We start from the raw sequence: 21475 nt of genomic DNA on the forward strand, positions 1-21475 counted from the left end.
GAGCGTGGGCGCTGCCAGTTTAGGCGACCGCGAACGGCGCGTGCAGGAAGCCGCGAAACCTCGCCCGCCCCCCGCGCACCGGCGCGCCGGTGAGCCGGTAGCCGGGAAAGCGCGCGAGGAAGCGCCCGATCGCCACGCGGCCCTCCAGCCGCGCCAGGCTGAGCCCGGCGCACTGGTGGATGCCGAAGCCGAATGCCAGGTGCCGGTTGTTGGCGCGGCCCAGGTCCAGCACGTCGGGCCGCTCGAACTGGGCCGGGTCGCGGTTGGCCGCGCCGATGCACAGCGTCATCAGCGCGCCTTCGGGCAGCTCGACGCCCCCGACCGTGACGGCGCGCACGGCGCGCCGATTGCCGAGCTGGTTGGACGACTCGAAGCGCAGCACCTCGTCCACCGCCAGCGAGAGCACGGGCTCGAGCGCGTCCCAGTCCGGTCGCGGGCCCAGCGCGGCGAGCAGCTTCTCCCGCTCCCCCGGCCACTCCTGCAGCGCGACGAGGGCGTTGCCGATCAGGTTGGTGGTGGTCTCGTGGCCGGCATTGAGGATGAAGATGCAGTTCTGCAGCAGTTCGTGCTCGCTGAGCTGGTCGCCGCCTTCGCCGACGATCAGCCGCGTGAGCACATCGTGCTCAGGGTCGCCGGGCTCCCGGCGCCGGCGCGCCACCAGCGCACGCAGGTAATCCAGCATCTCCCGCACGCTGCGGTTGCCCAGGGCCTCCTGCTCGGGCGTCAGGCGCGGCTCGAGCGCGCCCAGGATCGCCAGCGACCAGTCGCGCAGCGGCCCGCGCTCCTCGTGCGGCACGCCCAGCAGGTTGCCGATGATCTCCACCGGGATGGCGGCGGCGAAGTCGTCGACCAGGTCGCCGCCGCCGCGCGCGGCGATGCCGTCGAGCAGCCGGTCGACCAGGGCCACCAGGCCCGGCTCCATACCGGCGATCGCCCGCCGCGTCAGGGCGCCCATGATCAGCTTGCGCACGCGGGTGTGCAGCGGCGGATCGTTGAAGACCAGGCTGGTGGTGTGGTGCGCCAGCAGCGGCGAGCCCTCGCCGTATTTCGGCGTGAACTCGACCTTCTTGTCGGAGCTGAACACCTGCGCGTCGCGGTAGACGGCCACGAGGTCGGCATAGCGGGTGAGGAACCACGAACCGTCGGGCATGCGGCGCACCGGTTCGCGCTCGCGCAGGGCCGCGTAGACCGGGAACGGGTTGGCGTAGAAGTCCGCGGGCAGCGCGCGCAGGTCGAACGACGCCGCGATCTCCTGCGCGCGGCCGGGCGACATGGCCGGCGTGATGCGCGTCGTCATGGGGCCGGCGCCGCTCATGGCCGCACGAAGTCCTTCAGCGCCGCCAGCACGGCGTCGGGCGCCTCGGTCATCATCTGGTGGCCGCCCTCGACCACGGCGGTGCGGCCGTCGCGCGCCCGGGCCTGGAGCGACTGCGCCGCCCGCGGCGGCGTCATCGCGTCCTGGCGTCCCAGCACGAACAGCACCGGGCAGCGCACGCGCTCCATGGCCGCCTCGCCGCCGGCATAGCTGTCGCAGGCGACGAAGCCGCGGTGGAACACGTTGACCTTCGTGTTGCTCGCGAGCACGCGGCGCATCAGGGCGCGGGAGCCGCCGTACAGCCAGGTGCCGGGGCCGAGCGCGGAGGGCGGCGGCGCCAGCATCGAGTGCGAGAACACGTTGACCATGTCGATGGCCTTCATGGGATCGTGCTGCGAGCTTTCCAGCAGCGCGGCCGACACCTTCATGGGGAAGGCCACGCCCGCCAGCACCAGCCGGCTGACGCGATCCGGCGCGCGCGAGGCGGCCTCCAGCGCCACCAGCGCGCCGAAGCTGTGGCCCACCAGCACGGCGCGCTCGACGTGCGCGGCGTCCAGCAGCGCCAGCACGAACTGCGCCGCGTCCTCGACCGAGGCGGGCGGCTCGCCGGCGCTCTTGCAGTGGCCCGGCAGGTCCAGGGCGAGCACGTTCCAGCCGTGGTGCGCGAAATACCGGGTCTGCAGGATCCAGACGCTGTGGTCGTTGAGCACGCCGTGGATGAACACCACGGTCGGCCTGGCCGGATCGAACGGCTTGCCGCCCGTGTAGCAGTAGGTGCGTTGCCCGTTGACGGTGATGTCCATGTCAGGCCGCCTTTTCCGCCGCCCGCAGCGCGCGCTTGAGGTCGTCGATCAGGTCGTCCGGGTCCTCCAGGCCGATGGACAGCCGGATCGTGCCCTGCGTGATGCCGGCGCCGGCCAGCGCGTCGTCCGTCATCCGGAAGTGCGTGGTGCTGGCCGGGTGGATCACCAGCGAGCGGCAGTCGCCCACGTTCGCCAGGTGGCTGAACACGCGCAGCGCCTCGATGAACCGGCGTCCCTGCTCGCGGTTGCCCTTCATGTCGAAGCTGAACACCGAGCCGGCCCCGCGCGGCAGCAGCTTCTGCGCCAGCGCATGGCTCGGGTGCGAGGGCAGCATGGGATGGCCGACCCGATCGACGAACGCATGCCCGGCCAGGAACTGCACCACCTTCTCGGTGTTGCGCATGTGCCGCTCCATGCGCAGCGGCAGCGTCTCGATGCCCTGCAGGATGAGCCATGCGGTGTGCGGGCTCATGCTGGCGCCGAAGTCGCGCAGGCCCTCGCGGCGCGCGCGCAGCAGGAAGGCGCCGACGGTCGACTCCTCCGTGAACACCATGTTGTGGAAGCCGTCGTACGGCGCGCTGAGCTCGGCGAAGCGGCCCGAACGCTCCCAGTCGAAGCTGCCGCCGTCGACCACGATGCCGCCGATCACCGTGCCGTGCCCGGAGAGGAACTTGGTCGCCGAGTGGTAGACCAGGTCGGCGCCCAGCGACAGCGGCTGCATCAGCCAGGGGGAGGTGAGGGTGGAGTCGACCAGCAGCGGCACGCCGGCCTCGTGCGCGATCGACGCCACGACCGGGATGTCCAGCACGTCCAGCCCGGGATTGCCCACCGTTTCGCCGAACAGCAGCTTGGTGTTCGGCCGGATCGCGGCCCGCCAGCCGTCGATGTCGCCCGGCTTGACGAACGTGGTGTCGATGCCGAAGCGCCGCAGCGTGTAGTGCAGCAGGTTCTGCGAGCCGCCGTACAGCGCCGTGCTGGCCACGATGTGCGAGCCCGAGCCCATCAGGGTGGCGATCGCCAGGTGCAGCGCGGCCTGGCCGCTGGCGGTGGCGATGGCGCCGATGCCGCCTTCCAGCGCCGCCACCCGCTGTTCGAGCACCGCGTTGGTGGGGTTGCTGATGCGCGAGTACACGTGCCCCGAACGCTCGAGGTTGAACAGCGACGCCGCATGCTCGCTGGACTCGAACACGAACGAGGTGGTGAGGTGGATCGGGACCGCGCGGGCGCCGGTCGCGGGGTCGGGCGCGGCGCCGGCGTGCAGCGCCAGGGTGTCGAAGCCGGGGTCGGAATAGCCGGGCATGTTGTCTCCTTCGGGTCCCTCTCGAGGTGCGGTTCCGGGGGATTGTGGGCTATATTGCAGACGCGGCCCGCGCCGCCGCAACGCCAACGCCATGAGGAGACAGCCATGAAGGTCAGCGACATCCTGCGCGTCAAGGGCAACACCCTCTACACCGTGGCCCCCGACGAACCGCTTTCCCGCGCCATCGAGACGATGGCCGACAAGGACATCGGCTCGCTGGTGGTCATGGAGCACGGCGACCTGGTGGGCATGCTCACGTTCCGCGAAGTGATCCAGTGCATCGTCAAGAACAACGGCGTCGTGGGCGAGCGCCTGGTGCGCACGGCGATGGACGACCACCCCCTGACCTGCACCTCCGAGACGGAACTGGACGAGGTGCGCCGCATGATGCTCGAGCGCCACGCGCGCTACATGCCGGTGATGGACCGCCGCATGCTGATGGGGGTGATCAGCTTCTACGACGTGGCCAAGGCGGTCGTCGACAGCCAGAACTTCGAGAACCGGATGCTCAAGGCGTACATCCGCGACTGGCCGGCGGCCGAGGATTCGCAGCCCTCGGCCCAGCTCTGACGCTCGGGGATAATCGCCGCCATGAGCGGCAACACCTTCGGCACCCTGTTCGCGGTCACCAACTTCGGTGAGTCGCACGGGCCGGCCATCGGGTGCGTCATCGACGGCTGCCCGCCGGGCCTGGAGCTGTCGGAGGCCGACATCCAGCCCGACCTCGACCGGCGCCGCCCGGGCACCAGCCGGCACGTCACCCAGCGGCAGGAAGAGGACAAGGTCGAGATCCTGTCGGGCGTGCACGAAGGCCGCACCACCGGCACGCCGATCTGCCTGCTGATCCGCAACACCGACCAGCGCAGCAAGGATTACGGCGACATCGCGCAGACCTTCCGACCCGGCCACGCCGATTACGCCTACCTGCAGAAGTACGGCTTGCGCGATCCGCGCGGCGGCGGGCGCTCGTCCGCGCGGCTGACGGCGCCCATGGTGGCCGCCGGCGCGGTGGCCAGGAAATGGCTGGGCCGCAAGCACGGCATCGTGTTCCGCGGCTGCATGCAGCAGGTGGGCGACATCGAGGTCGGCTTCGAGTCCTGGGATCACGTGCCGAACAACCCGTTCTTCGCCCCGGTGGCCGACGTCAGCCGCCTGGAGGCGTACATGGACGGCCTGCGCAAGGCCGGTGACTCGTGCGGCGCGCGCATCCGCGTGACGGCCAGCAACATGCCGGCCGGGCTGGGCGAGCCGCTGTTCGACAAGCTCGACGCCGACATTGCCTGGGCGATGATGGGCATCAACGCGGTCAAGGGCGTGGAGATCGGCGCCGGCTTCGCCAGCGTCACGCAGCGCGGCACGACCCACGGCGACTCGCTCACGCCGCAGGGCTTCGCCAGCAACAACGCGGGCGGGGTGCTGGGCGGCATCAGCACCGGCCAGGACCTGGACGTCTCCATCGCCATCAAGCCCACCAGCTCGATCATCAGCCCGCGCGACTCGATCGACGTCCATGGCCGGCCCACCCAGGTGGTGACCAAGGGGCGCCACGATCCCTGCGTCGGCATCCGCGCCACCCCCATCGCCGAGGCCATGCTGGCCCTGGTGGTGATGGACCATGTCCTGCGCCACCGGGCGCAGAACGCGGACGTGCAGCCGCCGCTGCCACCCATCGCGGCGTCGTACCTCTGAGGCGGCGATGACCGCCGCCCCGGCGCCGCGGCGCCAGCTCGCGCCGTTCGCCGCGCTGTCGGCGACCTATTTCGCCCACATCGGGTTCTTCAACCCGTACCTGCCGCTGTGGCTCAAGCACCTGGGGCTGCCCATCGTGGTGATCAGCCTGCTGACCTCGGTGCAGTCGTTCACCCGCGTCTTCGCGCCCTACGCCTGGGGCGCCCTGTCCGACCACACCGGCGAGCGCGTGCGGCTGTTGCGCTGGTCGGCCGCCATCGCGCTGGTCTGCTCGCTGGGCCTGTGGTGGCAGGGCGGGGCGTGGTGGGTGGCCCTGGTGCTGCTGCTCATGTTCACGCACACCAGCTCGATGATGTCGCTGACCGAGGCGGCGATGGCGCACCTGGTGGCCGGCGACTGGGGCCGCTACGGGCGGGTGCGCCTGTGGGGCTCGGCGGGCTTCATGCTCACGGTGTTCTGCGCGGGCGCCTGGTTCGAGCACTTCGGCATGGGGCACTTCCCCGGCTGGACGCTGCTGACCCTCGCCGCGGTGCTCGTCTGCACGCTCTGGCTGCCCGACACACGCGAGAAGCCCGTGCAGTCGCACGACCGCGGCGCGCCCGTCGGGCCCGTGCTGCGGCAGCCGGCCGTGCGCTGGTTCTTCGCCTCGCTGTTCTTCCACGTGATGGCGCACTTCGCCATCTATGGCTTCTTCTCCCTCTACCTTGACGCGCGGGGCCACAGCAAGGCGACCATCGGCGCGCTGTGGGCCGTGTCGGTGCTGGTCGAGATCGCCTGGTTCTTCTCGCAGGGGCGCTGGCTCGGCCGCCTGCGCATGACCCGCTGGCTCGTCGTCTGCGGCGCGGCCACGGTCGTGCGCATGGGCTTGACAGGGGCGGGCGGCGGCTGGCTGCCCGCGCTCTATGCGGCCCAGGTGCTGCACGCGCTGACCTTCGCCACCCACCACACGACCTGCATCGCGATGATCTCGCGCCACTTCCCCGGCCGGCTGCGCGGTCGCGGCCAGGCCCTGTTCACCGTGGTGGGCTACGGACTCGGCGGCGTGCTCGGCGTGGTGGCCGGGGGCGCGCTCGCTTCCCGCTGGGGCTTCGAAGCGCTGTACGGCGTGGCGGCCCTGCTGGCGGTGCTGGCGACGGCATGTGCTCGCCGGACGGATCAGCTGGAACGCATGGCGCCAGCAACCTGATGCATCTGTTACGCCTCGGCGTGGCTCATGTTTCGATAGCGGGGACGTGAGTACTGTCGCGGCATGCAGCTCACCTGGGGTGAGACTCCGATGGCAATGCCGTGCACCGCCGCTGCGCCGTGAGGATGCGGTGGCCGGGCGATTGCCGCTACTCTGGCTCGGCACCTTCCAGGACCGCATCGCATCATGCTCAGCAGGATCGAACCGCCGCCGACCCGCCCCCTCCAGGGCGGCGTTGCGCCGTCCGATCCGCAGACGGCCATCCTCGACCTGGAGGAGACGCTCCAGCAGAGCGAGGAGCGGCTGCAGCTGGCCCTGGACGCCGGCGGCATGGGCATCTGGGAGATCGACCTGCTCAACGAGCGCAGCACGTGGTGGCCCGGCATGGAGCGGCTGCACGGGCTGCCGGCCGGCTCGCCCGCGCTGCACGGCGATGCCTTTTTCGAGGTGGTCCATCCCGGCGACCGCGAGCGCATCAAGCGCGCGATCGAGCAATCCGTGGACGGAACCGGCTGGCACCGCGTCGAGTACCGCGTCGTCTGGCCCGACGGCCGCGTGCGCTGGATCGAGGCCCGCGGCCGGGTGCGGCGCGGCACCGACGGCCGGCCGCTGTCGATCGGCGGCGTGTGCCTGGACGTCACGCGGCGCAAGCACACCGAGGACGGCCTGAAGTTCCTCGCCCATGCCCAGGAGGAGCTGTCGGGCGTGGCGGACTACCAGACGACGATCGACCGGATCGCGCGGCTGGCCGTGCCCGATTTCGCGGACTGGTGCGCCATCGACCTGCTGCAGCCCGACGGCTCGCTGCGGCGGGTGGCGGCCGCGCACATCGACCCGGACAAGCTGCCGCTGGTGCACGAGCTGCACCGCCGCTTTCCCCCCGATCCCGGCAGCCCCAGCGGCACCTGGCAGGTCCTGCGCAGCGGCCGCGGCGTGCTGGTCGCCGACATCACCCCCCACATGCTCGAGGCCGAGGCCACCGACAGGCAGCTGCTCGGGCTGCTGCAGGACCTGGGCCTGCGCTCGTACATCGGCGCGCCGCTGATCGTGCGTGGACAGGCGATCGGCGTGCTGACGTTCATCAACGGCGAGTCGCGGCGGCTCTACGATGCCGACGACCTGGCGCTCGCCGAGAAGCTGGCGCACTGCGCGGCGGTGGCGATCGACAACGCGCAGCTCCTGCTGGCCCTGAAGGACGCCGACCGGGCCAAGGACGTGTTCCTGGCCACACTGGCGCACGAGCTGCGCAATCCGCTCGCGCCGATCTGGAACGGCCTGACGCTGGTCAAGCGCGCCCGGGGCGACGTGCAGCGCATCGAGCAGGTGAGCGGCATCATGGAACGCCAGGTCGGCCAGCTCGCCCGCCTGGTGGACGACCTGCTGGACGTCTCGCGCATCGCCGCCGGCAAGATCGAGCTGCAGAAGGAGCCGACCAACCTCGTGCACGTGATCGGCGCCGCGGTGGAGATCAGCCGGCCGCACATCGAGGCCGCGCACCACAAGCTCTCGATCTCGTTCCCCGACGGGCCGACCCACCTGGTGGCGGACCCGGCGCGGCTGGCGCAGGTGTTCTCCAACCTGCTGAACAACGCGGCCAAGTACACCCGCCGCGGCGGCCGCATCGACGTGGTGGTCGAGGCCGCCGGCGACGAGCTGGTCGTGCGCATCCGCGACAACGGCACCGGCATCGCGCCCGAGATGCTGCAGAAGGTGTTCGGGCTGTTCACCCAGATCCAGCAGCCCAACGAGCGGCGCCAGGGCGGCCTGGGCATCGGCCTGTCGCTGGTGCAGGGGCTGGTCCGCCTGCACGGCGGGCGTGTCTACGCGCACAGCGACGGCGTCGACAAGGGCTGCGAGTTCACCGTGTGCCTGCCGCGCACGGGCGCGGGCGCCCCGGGGGCCGCCGCGGCGCAGGCCTCCGACGGGCCGGCGCCACCGGCGCCGGGCTCGGCGCGCCGCATCCTGGTGGTCGACGACAACGAGGACGCCGCCAGCACGGTGGCCGAGCTGCTCGAGATGTCGGGCAATGCGGTCGCCGTGGCCAACGACGGCGCCACCGCGGTGCGCATGACGTCGGAGTTCCGGCCCGACGTGGTGCTGCTGGACATCGGCCTGCCCGACTTCAACGGCTACGAGGTGGCCCGCCGGATCCGCCGCCTGGAAGGCGTGCGCCAGCCGATCCTGATCGCGCTCACCGGCTGGGCGCAGCAGCAGGACAAGGACGCCGCCGTCGAGGCGGGCTTCGACCACCACTGGACCAAGCCGGTCGACCCGGCGCGCCTGCAGGAGCTCGGCTCGCGCTGAGCCCGGGCTGTCGGTCCGCTCCGACACCGGCGTCCCGCCCGCGGCGACAGCGATGGGCCGTTGCCGTGGCGATCATGGGCCTTTGTCCGCAAGGAGGCTGCATGAACGACAGACCGGGCGCCAAGGGCGCCAGCCGCGGCGCGGCTGAGACGGCCGACGCAACCGCCGAAAAACAGCGCGAGATCCAGCGCGAGCAGGACCGCAAGGACGCGGCCAAGGCCAGGGATGGAGGCGGCGACGGCGGCGAGGCGCGGAAATCCCCCCGCACGGGCCGCCCCCAGCCCGAGGACCTGCCCGCGCAGCACATCGCCAAGCCCGGCATCGAAGCCGGGATGGCACTGCGGCCGCGCTTCGAGGCGCCCGACTACCGCGGCAGCGGCAAGCTCGAGGGCATGGCCGCGCTGATCACCGGCGGCGATTCGGGCATCGGCCGCGCGGTGGCGGTGCTGTACGCGCGCGAAGGCGCCGACGTCGCGATCGTCTACCTGAGCGCGCACGAGGATGCGCAGGAGACCCGGCGCTGGGTCGAGAAGGAGGGGCGGCGCTGCCTGCTGATCCCGGGCGACGTGAAGGACTCCGCGTTCTGCAGGCAGGCCGTCGAGCGCACCGTGCGCGAGTTCGGGCACCTGGAGGTGCTGGTGAACAACGCGGCCTTCCAGGAGCACGCCGACTCGCTGGAGGACATCACGGACGAGCGCCTCGAGGAGACGATGAAGACCAACATCTTCGGCTACTTCTACATGGCGCGCGCCGCGCTGCCGCACCTCAAGCCCGGCGCCTCGATCATCAACACGGGCTCGGTGGTGGGCCTGCGCGGCAGCGGGCACCTGCTGGACTACTCGGCCACCAAGGGCGCGATCCATGCATTCACCATGTCGCTCGCCTCGAGCGTGCTGGACAGGGGCATCCGCGTCAACGCCGTGGCGCCGGGGCCGGTGTGGACGCCGCTGAACCCGGCCGACCAGGCCGCCGGGAAGGTGGCGCAGTTCGGCAAGTCCAGCGACTTCAAGCGGCCGGCCCAGCCGGAGGAACTGTCGCCCGCCTACGTGTTCCTGGCCTCGCCGGCCTGCGCCAGCTACATCACGGGCATCGTGCTGCCGGTGACGGGCTCGGTGGGCGCCACCTAGGCGGGCGAGCCCGGCGTGCCGGTTGCCACCCAGCGAGCATGCAGCCGCCGCATCGCGGCGCGCAACTCGTCGTAGTCGGTGGCCTTGCGCACGTAGTCGCTGGCGCCGCTGGCCAGGCAGTCGGTCACGTCCTTCTCCTCGAGCGAGGAGGAGTGGATGACGACCGGAAGCTCCCGCGTGCGCGGGTCGGCACGCAGCGCACGCAGCACCTCCAGCCCGCCCAGGCGGACCAACTTCAGGTCGAGGATGACCAGGCGCGGCTGCACGCGGATGTCGCGGCCGGCGTGCGGGCCGCGCGCGAACAGGTAGTCGAGCGCCTCGATGCCGTCGGCGGCCGTGCTCACGCGCTCGCGCTCGCAGCATTCCTCGAGCGCGAGCGAGATCAGTTCGAGGTGGTCGGGGTTGTCGTCCACGACCAGGATGTCGGGGGGCTTCATCGTCAAGCGCTGCATCGGCCTGCCGGCCGGACTCACCCTGGATCGCTCCCCGGTCTGCGCCGGGATCCAGGCATTATCGCTGGGCCTGCCTGACGTCAGTCTTGCGGTAGCGCGGGCCGGCCCGAGGCCAGCCGGATGCACCAGTCCAGCAGCGCATCGGTCTCGATCGACTTGTCGAACACCTCGTCGCTGCCGAGCGCCTGGCACTGGTCGCGCACCAGGTGGCTGGCGGTGGCGGTGAGCACGACGACCTTGCGCGACGGGTCGCGCCCCTGCACCGCCCGGAGCACGTCCAGCCCGCTGCCTTCCCCCTCGAGCAGCAGGTCCACCACCGCGAGCTGCCAGTCGTTGGCGGGGTCCTGCAGCCAGGCGGCGGCGTCGCGGGCCGTGGCGGCCTGGCCGACGGTGCGGATGCCCGCCAGCTCGGCCAGCGCCTCGACCAGGCTGTCGCGGATGGCGATGCTGTCCTCGACGATGAAAGCGTTCACGGCCACACGGATCCTCGGGCTGCCCGGCGATGATGGCACGACAGGTGCCGCCGCGCTACGGGCCGGGCCCGGGCATCACTCGTAGGCGGACATCGGCACGCAGCTGCAGAACAGGTTGCGGTCGCCATAGACGTTGTCCACCCGGCCGACCGGCGACCAGTACTTGGCGTGCCGGCGCGAGTCGGCCGCGCCGGCCCCGCCGAGCGCCGCGCCGACGTCGCGCGGGTAGGCGTGGGTCCACTCGCCCTGCAGCAGGCTGGCGGCCGTGTGGGGCGCGTGCTTGAGCGGGTTGTCGTCCTGTGGCCAGTCGCCGCGTTCGACCCGGCGGATCTCCTCGCGGATGGCGACCATGGCCGCGATGAAGCGGTCGAGCTCCTCGAGCGTCTCGCTCTCGGTCGGCTCGACCATCAGCGTGCCGGCGACCGGGAACGACAGCGTGGGGGCGTGGAAGCCGTAGTCGATCAGGCGCTTGGCCACGTCCTCGGCCGTCACGCCGCTCGACTCCTTGAGCGGCCGCAGGTCCAGGATGCACTCGTGAGCCACGTGGCCGTTGGCGCTGGCGTACAGCGTGGGGTAGTGGTCCTTCAGGCGCGCACTGATGTAGTTGGCCGACAGGATCGCCACCTCGGTGGCCTGGCGCAGGCCCTCGGGGCCCATCATGCGGCAGTACATCCAGCTGATCGGCAGCACCGCCGCGTTGCCCAGCGGCGCCGCCGACACCGCCCCTACCGGGTGGCCGGTGAGGCCACCCGCCTCGTGGCCGGGCAGGAAGGGCACCAGGTCCTCCACCACGCACACCGGCCCGACGCCGGGGCCGCCGCCGCCGTGCGGGATGCAGAAGGTCTTGTGCAGGTTCAGGTGGCTCACGTCGCCGCCGAACTCGCCCGGCGCCGCGACGCCCACCAGCGCGTTCATGTTGGCGCCGTCCACGTACACGCGGCCGCCGTGTGCATGGACCATCTCGCACAGTTCCTTGACCTGCATCTCGAACACGCCGTGCGTGCTGGGGTACGTGATCATCACGCAGGCCAGGTTGGCGGCATGCTGCTCGCACTTGGCCTTCAGGTCCGCGAGGTCGACGTTGCCGCTGGCGTCGCAGGCGGTCACCACCACCTGCATTCCGGCCATCTGCGCGCTGGCCGGGTTGGTGCCGTGCGCGGAGGAGGGGATCAGGCAGATGTTGCGGTGCCCCTGCCCGCGGCTCTCATGCCAGGCCTTGATCGCCAGCAGGCCGGCGTACTCGCCCTGCGAGCCCGCGTTGGGCTGGAGGCTGATGCCGGCGTAGCCCGTGGCCTGGCAGAGCCATTCGCGCAGCTGCGCGTCGAGCTCGGCGTAGCCGGCCAGCTGGTCGGCCGGCGCGAACGGGTGCACGTGCGCGAACTCGGGCCAGGTGATGGGGATCATCTCGCTGGTCGCGTTCAGCTTCATCGTGCAGCTGCCCAGCGGGATCATGGTGCGGTCCAGCGCCAGGTCCTTGTCCGACAGGCTGCGGATGTAGCGCAGCATGCCGGTCTCGCTGTGGTGGGTGTTGAACACCGGGTGCGTGAGGAACGCGCTGGTGCGGCGCAGCTCCTGCGGGATCGCCGGCTCGATGCCCTTCTCGAAGCGCGCGACCTGCGGCAGCTCCTGGCCGGGCCTGGCGAAGATCGTCCACAGAAGTTCCAGGTCGGCCCGCGTGGTCGTCTCGTCCAGCGAGATGCAGATGAAATCGCCCCAGGCGGCGCGCAGGTTGGCGCGCAGCGAATGGCCCTTGGCCACCAGCGTGGCCGTTGCCTCGCCCGTGTGCAGCGAGACGGTGTCGAAGAAGGCGTCGGCGCGCGGCTGGTAGCCCAGCTGCTCCAGGCCCCTGGCCAGGATGGCCGTGTAGCTGGCCACGCGCTGGGCGATGCGCCTGAGGCCCTGCGGGCCGTGGTAGACGGCGTACATGCTCGCCACCACCGCGGGCAGCACCTGCGCCGTGCAGATGTTGGAGGTCGCCTTCTCGCGGCGGATGTGCTGCTCGCGCGTCTGCAGGGCGAGCCGGTAGGCCGGGTTGCCGTGCACGTCGACGCTGACGCCCACCAGGCGTCCGGGCAGCGAGCGCTTGTACTCGTCGCGGCAGGCCAGGTACGCCGCGTGCGGGCCGCCCGCGCCCATCGGCATGCCGAAGCGCTGGGTGGTGCCGACCACGATGTCGGCGCCGAACTCGCCCGGCGGCACCAGCAGGGTGAGCGCCAGCAGGTCGGCGGCCACGATGAAGGCGGCCTGCTTGCCGTGGGCCTGCTGCACGTCCGCGCGCAGGTCGTCGATGCGGCCGCTGGTGCTGGGGTACTGCGCCAGCACGGCGAAGTAGTCGCCCGCCAGCAGCTGCTTCCATTCGTCCGCCGAATTGGCCAGCACCACCTCGATGCCCAGCGGCCTGGCGCGCGTGCGCACCACCTCGATCGTCTGCGGGTGGCAGTCGCCGGCCACCACGAAGGTGCTGGACTTGCTCTTGACGCTGCGCTTGGCCAGCGTCATGGCTTCCGCGGCGGCCGTCGCCTCGTCGAGCATGGACGCGTTGGCGATCGGCATGGCGGTGAGGTCGCAGACCATGGTCTGGAAGTTCACCAGCGCCTCCATGCGGCCCTGCGAGATCTCGGCCTGGTAGGGCGTGTACGCGGTGTACCAGGCGGGGTTCTCCAGGATGTTGCGCAGGATGACGCCCGGCGTGAGGGTGCCGTAGTAGCCCTGGCCGATGAAGCTGCGGTACACCCGGTTCCTCGACGCGATGGCGCGCAGTTCGGCCAGCGCCTCGGCCTCGGTCAGCGGCGCCGGCAGCTTCATCTGCGAGCTGCGCGCGATCGAGCGCGGCACGATGCTCTCGACCAGCGAGCGGCGCGAGGCCTCGCCGATGGCCGACAGCATGTGCCGTTCATCCTCCGGCCCGATGCCGATGTGGCGCGGAATGAATTCGGCGTGGTTCTCGAGCTCGCCCAGGGGGCGGGCGGATTGCATCAGCATGTGGGGGGCTCCGTTGGGCGTCCTGGCGTCAGGCGTTCTTCGAGAAGTCCGCGTACGCGGTCTCGTCCATCAGCCCGTCGACCTGGGACGCGTCGTCGAGCTGGACCTTGAAGAACCAGCCGCCGCCCAGCGGATCGCTGTTGGCCAGCGCCGGGTCGGCGCGCAACGCCTCGTTGACCTCGGTCACCTTGCCGGTGAGCGGCATGAACACGTCGGCGGCCGCCTTGACCGATTCCACGACGCCCGCGACCTCGCCCTTGGTGTAGCTGCGGCCGACTTCCGGCAGGTCGACGAACACCACGTCGCCCAGCGCGTCCTGCGCATGCACGGTGATGCCGACGGTGGCCGCGTTGCCGCCCTCGAGCTTGATCCATTCGTGGTCCTGGGTGTACTTGACGGTCATGGCGGTTCTCCTTGGTGTTGGGTGGGTGTCGGGGTCAGCCGCGGTGGTAGCGCTGCGGCACGAAGGGCATGGGGCACACCTCCATCGGCACGGCCTTGCCGCGCACGATGGCGTTCAGGCGCGTGCCGGGCGCGGTGTGGGCGGTGGCCACGTAGGCCATCGCGACCGGCTTGTCGATCGTGGGGCCCAGCAGGCCGCTGGTCACTTCGCCGACCTTGGCGCCCGAGCCGTCCTGCAGTTCGGTGTGCTCGCGCACCGGCACGCGCTCGAGCGCGACCAGGCCGACCCGCTTGCGCTGCACGGGCACGGTGCCATCGAGCTGGCCGAGCACGCGCTCGGCGCCGGGAAAGCCCCCCGCGCGCGCGCCGCCGTTGCGCCGCACCTTCTGCATCGCCCAGGTCAGCGCCGCCTCGACCGGCGTGGTGCCGGTGTCGATGTCGTTGCCGTAGAGGCACAGGCCCGCCTCGAGCCGCAGCGAGTTGCGCGCTCCCAGGCCGATCGGCTTGACCTCCGGCTGGGCCAGCAGGGCGCGCGCGAGCGCGTCGGCCTGCGAAGCCTCGACCGAGATCTCGAAGCCGTCCTCGCCGGTGTAGCCGCTGCGCGTGACGAACAATTCGCCGCCGTCCCAGGCGAAGCGGTCGCCAGTCATGAACACCAGCCGGCCGACGCCGGGCAGCAGCCGCTGCAGCGCGTCGACGGCCTGGGGCCCCTGCAGCGCCAGCAGCGCGCGCTCGGGCATGGGGACGACCTGGCAGCGCTGGCCGATGTGCTGGCGGATGTGGGCGATGTCGCCTTCCTTGCAGGCGCCGTTGACGATGACGAACAGGTCGTCGCCGCGGTTGACGAACATCAGGTCGTCGATCACCGTGCCCTGCTCGGTCAGCAGCAGGCCGTAGCGCTGCTTGCCCGGCGCGAGGCCGATCACGTCGACCGGCATCAGGGTCTCGAACGCGGCGGCCGCGTCGGCGCCCTCCAGGCGCAGCTGGCCCATGTGCGAGACGTCGAACAGGCCGGCGGCCTGGCGCGTGTGGTGGTGCTCGGCCATCAGGCCGGCCGGGTACTGCACCGGCATGCTGTAGCCGGCGAACGGGACCATGCGGGCCCCCAGCTCCAGGTGAAGCGCGTGCAGCGGGGTGGTGCGAAGCTCGGACGAAGCGGGTGCGGACAAGCGGCTCTCCAGGTGGCAGGGGCAGTCGGTTCCATGGCCGAAACCATGGGCGCCCCTGCTGTCCGCTTTACCTGAGAGATTCACCCCCGGCGGGGGCTTGCTCCTTCGGTGGACCCGGCCCTTGCGGCCGTGCGTCTCTCTCCAGCAAGGCAACGCCCCGTTGCCGGGGCGCTCGCCAGTCCTGGGTGCCTGAGCGTTCGGCTGTGCGCCTGCGCCTTCGGCGGCTCCGTGGAGGAGCGCTCTCCTGACGAACCCGGATTGTAGTGTGAGTGCGTGCGCGCCGCCGCTCAGCGGCCGTACGACAGGTCGCGCAAGCCCAGCGAGAGACCGGGCACGTAGGTGATGAGCATCAGGCAGCCCAGCACCACCAGCACGAAGGGAATCAGCTGCGTGACGATTCGGTCCAGCGAGATGCGCGCCACCGTGCAGGCGGCGAACAGGTTGACCCCGAACGGCGGGGTGATCATGCCCAGCGCCAGGTTCACCACCATGATCAGGCCGAAGTGCACCGGGTCGATGCCGAAGTGCTGGGCGACGGGCGCCAGGATCGGCGCCAGCACGATGATCGCGGCGCTGGTCTCGATGAACATGCCGATGACGAACAGCGCGGCGTTCACGCCCAGCAGGAAGTACGCCGGGGTCTTGAGCACCTGCTCCAGCCAGTGGCCGATGGCGTCGGGCACGCCGGCGCGGGTGATGAGGAACGCGAACAGGCCGGCGTTGGCGATGATGAACATGATCACCGACGACGAGATGACCGACTTGCGCAGGATGACGTACAGCTGCGGGATCCGGATCTCGCGGTAGATGAAGATGCCCACCACCAGCGCGTAGAACACCGCCACGGCCGACGCCTCGGTGGGCGTGAACACGCCGCCGTAGATGCCGCCGAGGATGATGACCGGCATCAGGAGGGCCCAGCCGGCCTGCGCCAGCGCGCGGCCGAAGGGCAGCCTGCCGTCGCCGTCGGCCTGGCCCAGGCCCTTCCACTTGCAGTAGACCCAGACGAACAGCATCAGCGCGCCGCCGATCAGCAGGCCGGGGCCGAAGCCGGCGATGAACAGCTCGCCGATCGAGACTTCGGCGCTCACGCCGTACAGGATCATGGGGATCGAGGGCGGGATGATGACGCCCAGTTCAGCGCTGGTGGCCTGCAGCGCGGCGGCCCAGGTGACCGGATACCCGTGCTTGACCAGCGCGGGGATCAGGATGGCCCCGATGGCGAACGTGGTGGCGACCGAGGAGCCCGAGACGGCCGCGAAGATCATGCAGGTGAGCACGCAGGTCATGGGAAGCCCGCCCTGCACGCCGCCCACGATGCTCTTGGCGAATTCCACCAGCCGGCGCGAGATGCCGCCGGTCTCCATCAGGTTGCCGGCCAGGATGAAGAAGGGAATCGCCGCCAGCGGAAACTTGTTGATCGCCCCGAACATCTCCTTCACGGAGATCAGCATGTTCGCGTGGCTGGCCTGGATGCCCAGCAGGGCCGACAGGCCGATCGAGACGGCCACCGACACGCTGAGCGCGAAGCACAGCACCATGGTGGCGAGCATGGCCGTGGTCATTGGGCGGTCTCCAGTTCATGCCGCACCGGATCGAGGTAGTTGCCGATGATGCCCAGGATGCAGAACAGGGATCCGACCGGCATGGCCACGTAGCCCCAGAACATCGAGACGGATTCGAGGCCGGCCATCGACTGGACCTGGCCACGCACCGCATAGTCCCAGCCCCACCACAGGATGACCAGCACCAGGATCAACGCGGCCACGCTGACCACGGCGTCGAGCACGCGGCGCCACCGCGGCGGGCTCCAGCGGTACAGCACGTCGACGCTGACCATGGAGCCCTGGCGGAATGCCATCGGGATGCCCAGGAACACCATCCAGATCAGCGACAGGCGGATCAGGATCTCGGTCCACTCGGCCGGCGTCTCCAAAATGAAGCGGGTGAGGATCTGGAACAGCCCGAGGCTGCTGGCCACGGCCAGCATCAGGCAGGCGCCGGCCATGGCCACACCCGTGGTCACGCGCTCGACACGCAGGAAGGCGTCTTTCAGGGGCACGGCGTGGGGCGGGACCTGCGGTTACTTGTAGTTGCGGATCTTGTCCAGCGTGGCCTTGCCGAACTGCTTCTCGAACTCGGCGTTCACCGGCGCGAGCGCCTGCACGAACTTGGCCTTGTCGACGTTGTCGATGACCGTCATGCCCTTGGCGCGCAGGTCGGCCACGCCCTTGGCGTCGTCTTCGTCGACGCGTGCGCGGTTGGCCTTGGTGCCCTCCTTGGCGGCGTCGAGGAACGCCTGCTTGTCGGCGGCACTGAGCTTGTCGAACGCGCCCTTGTTCATCAGGAAGATGCAGGGCGAGTACACGTGGCCGGTCAGCGACAGGTGCTTTTGCACCTGGTCGAACTTGGCCGAGATGATCACCGACAGGGGGTTCTCCTGGCCGTCGACGGTGCCCTGCTGCAGGGCGGTGAACACCTCGGGGAAGGCCATCGGGGTGGTGATGATGCCGAACCCCTTGTAGGCGGCGATGTGCACCGGATTTTCCATCGTGCGCATCTTCAGGCCGCGCAGGTCCTCGGGCGTCTTGACGTCGCGCTTGCTGTTGGTCATGTGGCGGAACCCGTTCTCCGCCCAGGCCAGGGCCTTGAAGCCCTTGGCGTCGAACTTGGCCAGCATGTCCTGGCCGATCGGGCCGTCGAGCACCGCGCGGGCATGGGCCTTGTCGCGGAACAGGAACGGCACGTCCAGCACCTTGGTCTCGGGCACGAAGTTCGGCACCGGGCCGGTGGAGCTGAAGGTCAGTTCCTGGGTGCCCAGCTGCACCGCCTCGATCGACTCGCGTTCGCCGCCCAGGGCACCGTTGTAGAAGGTCTGGATCTTGTAGCGGCCGTTCGTGCGCTTCTCGACCTCGCGCGCGAAGGTGTCGATCGCCACGCCCTGGTGTGAGTTCTGCGCCGTCGAGATGCTGATGCGCATCGTGGTCTGCGCCAGTGCGGCGCCGCTCATGACCAGGCCGGCGGCCAGGGCCGCGAACAATCGGTTGAATCTCACAACAGTCTCCTGAGGCATTTCGACGAAACGGAGACTATGCCCCGCGACGGCCGTGCTCGCCACGGGGGTTCTACTAGCTCTTGCCCCTGGCAATGCGGCCGGTGCCGCCACCGGCGCGGGACGGCCGCGCGCAGCCGTGGTGCGTCACATGTTGGTGTAGTTCGGCCCGCCGCCGCCCTCGGGCACCACCCAGACGATGTTCTGGGTCGGGTCCTTGATGTCGCAGGTCTTGCAGTGCACGCAGTTCTGCGCGTTGATCTGCAGGCGCTCGGCGCCGGTGGACTCGTCCTGCACGAACTCGTACACGCCGGCCGGGCAGTAGCGCTGCTCGGGCCCGGCGAACTCGGGCAGGTTGATGCGCGTGGGCACCGTGGGGTCCTTGAGCGTCAGGTGCGCGGGCTGGTTCTCCTCGTGGTTGGTGTTCGAGATGAACACCGAGGAGAGCCGGTCGAACGTGAGCTTGCCGTCGGCCTTGGGATAGGCGATCGGCTTGCACTGCGACGCATGCTTCAGGGACACGTGGTCGGGCTTGTCGCGGTGCAGCGTCCAGGGGATGCTGCCGCCCAGCAGGTACTGCTCCACGCCCGTCATGAGGGTGGCGACGGTGCGGCCCTTCTTGAACCACTGCTTGAAGTTGCGGGCCCGGTTCAGCTCGGCGTAGAGCCACGACTTCTCGAACGCCTCGGGGTACGCGGCGAGCTCGTCGTGCTGGCGGCCTTCGCCCAGCGCCGCGAACGCGGCTTCGGCGGCCAGCATGCCGGTCTTGATCGCGCCGTGGCTGCCCTTGATGCGCGAGGCGTTCAGGTAGCCGGCCTCGCAGCCCACCAGCGCGCCGCCCGGGAACACGGTCCTGGGCAGCGACAGCAGGCCGCCCACGGTGAGCGCGCGCGCGCCGTACGCCAGGCGCTTGGCGCCCTTGCCCTCGAAGTACCAGCGGATGTTCGGGTGCGTCTTGAAGCGCTGGAACTCCTCGTACGGCGACAGGTACGGATTGCGGTAATCCAGCCCGACCACGAAGCCGACGGAGACCTGGTTGTTCTCCATGTGGTACAGGAACGAGCCGCCGTAGGTCATCTCGTCGAGCGGCCAGCCCGCGCTGTGCAGCGCCAGGCCCGGCTTGTGGCGCGACGGGTCGATCTCCCAGACTTCCTTGATGCCGATGCTGTAGCTCTGGGGATCGCGGCCCTCGTCGAGCTTGAAGCGGCTGATCAACTGCTTGCCCAGGTGTCCGCGCGAGCCCTCGGCGAAGACGGTGTACTTCGCATGCAGCTCCATGCCCAGCTGGAAGTTCTCGGTCGGCTGGCCGTCCTTGCCCACGCCCATGTTGGCGGTGGCCACGCCCTTGACCGAGCCGTCGTCGTTGTAGAGCACCTCCGCCGCGGGGAAGCCCGGGAAGATCTCGACGCCCAGCGCCTCGGCCTGCTGGGCCAGCCAGCGCACCAGGTTGGCCAGGCTGGCGACGTAGTTGCCCTCGTTGTGGAAGTTGCGCGGCAGCAGGAAGTTGGGCGTGCGGGTGGCGCGCGTCTCGCTGAGGAACAGGAAGATGTCCTCGGTCACCGGCACGTTCAGCGGCGCCCCCTGGGCCTTCCAGTCGGGGATCAACTCGGTGAGCGCGCGCGGGTCGACGATGGCGCCCGAGAGGATGTGCGCGCCGGGTTCGGAGCCCTTCTCGAGCACCACCACCGACACCTCGCGGTCGTGCTGCGCGGCCAGCTGCTTCAGGCGGATGGCGGTGGCCAGTCCCGCCGGGCCGGCGCCGACGACGGCCACGTCGTACTCCATCGCTTCGCGGGGGCCGAACTGGGCGAGGATCTCTTCTTGTGTCATCGGGGTCTCGTCGATAATGGTTTGGCCGCACGCGCCGCGGGGCAGCGTCGCTGGCGCGACTGCAATTCTATGCGGCGACCCTGCACGATCGGGGCGCCGTTTCCCTCCCGGAAACCGCTTTTAGGCAGGAGACCCTCGTGAGCTACAGCATCGACTTGTCGGGCCGTGTCGCCCTCGTGACCGGCGCGTCCAGCGGCCTGGGGGCGCAGTTCGCGCGCACCCTGGCGCGCGCGGGCGCCGCCGTGGTGCTGGCCAGCCGCCGCATCGAGAGGCTCAAGGAACTGCGCGCGCAGATCGAGGGCGAGGGCGGCGATGCGCACGTCGTCGCCCTGGACGTGACGGACACCGACAGCATCAAGGCCGCCGTGGCGCATGCCGAGACCGAGGTCGGCTCCATCGACATCCTGGTCAACAACTCGGGCGTGAGCACCACGCAGCGCATCCAGGACGTGACGGAGGAGGACTTCGACTTCATCTTCGACACCAACGTCAAGGGCGCCTTCTTCGTCGCGCAGGAAGTGGGCAAGCGCATGCTGGCCCGCGCGCGCGGCGCCGCGCCGGGCACCTTCACGGGCGGGCGCATCATCAACATCGCCTCCATGGCGGGCCTGCGCGTGCTGCCGCAGATCGGCGCCTATGCGATGAGCAAGGCCGCGGTGGTGCAGATGACCAAGGCGATGGCGCTGGAGTGGGGACGCTTCGAGATCAACGTCAACGCCATCTGCCCCGGCTACATCGACACCGAGATCAACCACCACCACTGGTCCACCGAGCAGGGCCGCAAGCTGGTGCAGATGCTGCCGCGCAAGCGCGTGGGCCAGCCGCAGGACCTGGATGCGCTGGTGGTCCTGCTGGCCAGCAGCGAAAGCCATTTCATCAATGGCGCGGTGATCGCCGCCGACGACGGCTTCGGGGTCTGAGCACGATGCGCCTGGAGCTGCCCGCCGCCAAGAAACTGGTCCACGCGATGACCATGCCGATCCGCTGGGGCGACATGGATGCGATGGGCCACGTCAACAACACGCTGTACTTCCGCTACCTCGAAACCGCGCGCATCGACTGGTTCCGGGCACTGGACTGCCTGCCCGACCCGCAGGGCACGGGGCCGCTGATCATCAATGCGTTCTGCACATTCCACAAGCAGCTGGAGTTCCCCGGCGACATCCGGCTCAAGATGTACGTCAGCGACCCGGGCCGCAGCTCGTTCGAGAGCTGGGCCACCATCGAGCGCCTGGACGATCCCGGCGTGGTCTATGCGTCCGGCGGGGCGACCACCGTGTGGGTCGATTTCCCCAAGCAGAAGTCGGTGCCGATTCCGGACTGGTTCCGCAAGCACCTGGAGTGACCGGAGCGGGCTGGGGCGGTCTTCGCGGTGGATGACGGATCGGCCT

19 protein-coding genes and 2 riboswitches are annotated in these 21475 nt (G+C 70.2%); of the genes, 7 read left to right on the top strand and 12 right to left on the bottom strand.

Annotation, left to right across the window (positions count from 1 at the left end):
- Positions 1 to 19 precede the first annotated feature (19 nt).
- Genes AC3ANR_RS07620 through AC3ANR_RS07630 form a run of 3 tightly spaced genes read right to left on the bottom strand, consistent with a single transcriptional unit; the run spans position 20 to position 3418 of the window.
- On the bottom strand, positions 20 to 1297 hold the full coding sequence (locus AC3ANR_RS07620) for a cytochrome P450 (protein WP_488291281.1): 1278 nt from the start codon (positions 1295 to 1297) through the stop codon (positions 20 to 22).
- 14 nt (positions 1298 to 1311) lie between these two features.
- Entirely contained in the window at positions 1312 to 2118 is an 807-nt protein-coding gene (locus tag AC3ANR_RS07625; RefSeq protein WP_488291282.1) for an alpha/beta fold hydrolase, read from the bottom strand.
- Between the two features lies 1 nt (position 2119).
- Positions 2120 to 3418, bottom strand: a complete 1299-nt coding sequence (locus tag AC3ANR_RS07630) for an O-acetylhomoserine aminocarboxypropyltransferase (RefSeq protein ID WP_488291283.1) — start codon at positions 3416 to 3418, stop codon at positions 2120 to 2122.
- 105 nt (positions 3419 to 3523) lie between these two features.
- Here AC3ANR_RS07630 and AC3ANR_RS07635 point away from each other — a divergent pair, with 105 nt between their 5' ends.
- The 5 genes from AC3ANR_RS07635 (at position 3524) to AC3ANR_RS07655 (ending at position 9724) form a co-directional block, all read left to right on the top strand.
- The gene (locus AC3ANR_RS07635; RefSeq protein WP_488291284.1) at positions 3524 to 3988 is read left to right on the top strand and encodes a CBS domain-containing protein; all 465 of its coding nucleotides are present in this window, start codon (positions 3524 to 3526) and stop codon (positions 3986 to 3988) included.
- Positions 3989 to 4009: 21 nt separating this feature from the next.
- Positions 4010 to 5107: a chorismate synthase gene (gene aroC / locus AC3ANR_RS07640; RefSeq protein ID WP_488291285.1), complete on the top strand. Its 1098-nt coding sequence runs from the start codon at positions 4010 to 4012 to the stop codon at positions 5105 to 5107.
- 7 nt (positions 5108 to 5114) lie between these two features.
- Positions 5115 to 6293 carry an MFS transporter gene (locus AC3ANR_RS07645; protein WP_488291286.1) on the top strand — a complete coding sequence of 393 codons (1179 nt, stop codon included), beginning with the start codon at positions 5115 to 5117 and terminating at the stop codon, positions 6291 to 6293.
- A 186-nt stretch (positions 6294 to 6479) separates the two neighbouring features.
- Positions 6480 to 8597: a hybrid sensor histidine kinase/response regulator gene (locus tag AC3ANR_RS07650; RefSeq protein ID WP_488291287.1), complete on the top strand. Its 2118-nt coding sequence runs from the start codon at positions 6480 to 6482 to the stop codon at positions 8595 to 8597.
- A gap of 101 nt (positions 8598 to 8698) precedes the next feature.
- Positions 8699 to 9724, top strand: a complete 1026-nt coding sequence (locus AC3ANR_RS07655; protein WP_488291288.1) for an SDR family oxidoreductase — start codon at positions 8699 to 8701, stop codon at positions 9722 to 9724.
- On the opposite strand, the gene AC3ANR_RS07660 is transcribed toward AC3ANR_RS07655, so the two are convergent.
- From AC3ANR_RS07660 to AC3ANR_RS07700, 9 genes are all read right to left on the bottom strand, one after another.
- Positions 9721 to 10161 carry a response regulator gene (locus AC3ANR_RS07660; protein WP_488291289.1) on the bottom strand — a complete coding sequence of 147 codons (441 nt, stop codon included), beginning with the start codon at positions 10159 to 10161 and terminating at the stop codon, positions 9721 to 9723. The genes AC3ANR_RS07655 and AC3ANR_RS07660 overlap by 4 nt on opposite strands.
- 95 nt (positions 10162 to 10256) lie before the next feature.
- Entirely contained in the window at positions 10257 to 10649 is a 393-nt protein-coding gene (locus tag AC3ANR_RS07665) for a response regulator (RefSeq protein WP_488291290.1), read from the bottom strand.
- Between the two features lie 75 nt (positions 10650 to 10724).
- Positions 10725 to 13631: an aminomethyl-transferring glycine dehydrogenase gene (gcvP, locus tag AC3ANR_RS07670; protein ID WP_488291291.1), complete on the bottom strand. Its 2907-nt coding sequence runs from the start codon at positions 13629 to 13631 to the stop codon at positions 10725 to 10727.
- 28 nt (positions 13632 to 13659) lie between these two features.
- Entirely contained in the window at positions 13660 to 14034 is a 375-nt protein-coding gene (gcvH, locus tag AC3ANR_RS07675) for a glycine cleavage system protein GcvH (protein WP_488291292.1), read from the bottom strand.
- Between the two features lie 34 nt (positions 14035 to 14068).
- Entirely contained in the window at positions 14069 to 15130 is a 1062-nt protein-coding gene (gene gcvT, locus AC3ANR_RS07680; RefSeq protein ID WP_488291764.1) for a glycine cleavage system aminomethyltransferase GcvT, read from the bottom strand.
- Between the two features lie 120 nt (positions 15131 to 15250).
- A riboswitch (glycine riboswitch) is annotated at positions 15251 to 15357 on the bottom strand.
- Between the two features lie 11 nt (positions 15358 to 15368).
- Positions 15369 to 15459: riboswitch (glycine riboswitch) on the bottom strand.
- A 30-nt stretch (positions 15460 to 15489) separates the two neighbouring features.
- Positions 15490 to 16767, bottom strand: coding sequence for a TRAP transporter large permease (locus tag AC3ANR_RS07685; protein ID WP_488291293.1), 1278 nt, complete (start codon positions 16765 to 16767; stop codon positions 15490 to 15492).
- Positions 16764 to 17258: a TRAP transporter small permease gene (locus AC3ANR_RS07690; RefSeq protein ID WP_488291765.1), complete on the bottom strand. Its 495-nt coding sequence runs from the start codon at positions 17256 to 17258 to the stop codon at positions 16764 to 16766. Before AC3ANR_RS07690 ends, AC3ANR_RS07685 begins: the two co-directional genes overlap by 4 nt.
- 27 nt (positions 17259 to 17285) lie before the next feature.
- The gene (locus AC3ANR_RS07695; protein WP_488291766.1) at positions 17286 to 18212 is read right to left on the bottom strand and encodes a TRAP transporter substrate-binding protein; all 927 of its coding nucleotides are present in this window, start codon (positions 18210 to 18212) and stop codon (positions 17286 to 17288) included.
- A 189-nt stretch (positions 18213 to 18401) separates the two neighbouring features.
- On the bottom strand, positions 18402 to 20084 hold the full coding sequence (locus AC3ANR_RS07700; protein WP_488291294.1) for an electron transfer flavoprotein-ubiquinone oxidoreductase: 1683 nt from the start codon (positions 20082 to 20084) through the stop codon (positions 18402 to 18404).
- A gap of 137 nt (positions 20085 to 20221) precedes the next feature.
- On the opposite strand from AC3ANR_RS07700, the gene AC3ANR_RS07705 reads away from it, so the two are divergent.
- The gene (locus tag AC3ANR_RS07705; RefSeq protein WP_488291295.1) at positions 20222 to 21004 is read left to right on the top strand and encodes an SDR family oxidoreductase; all 783 of its coding nucleotides are present in this window, start codon (positions 20222 to 20224) and stop codon (positions 21002 to 21004) included.
- 5 nt (positions 21005 to 21009) lie between these two features.
- Complete coding sequence (locus AC3ANR_RS07710; RefSeq protein WP_488291296.1) at positions 21010 to 21429, top strand: acyl-CoA thioesterase; 420 nt, start codon at positions 21010 to 21012, stop codon at positions 21427 to 21429.
- Positions 21430 to 21475 lie beyond the last annotated feature (46 nt).

It is taken from the genome of Ramlibacter sp. JJN2-2R (assembly GCF_057747835.1).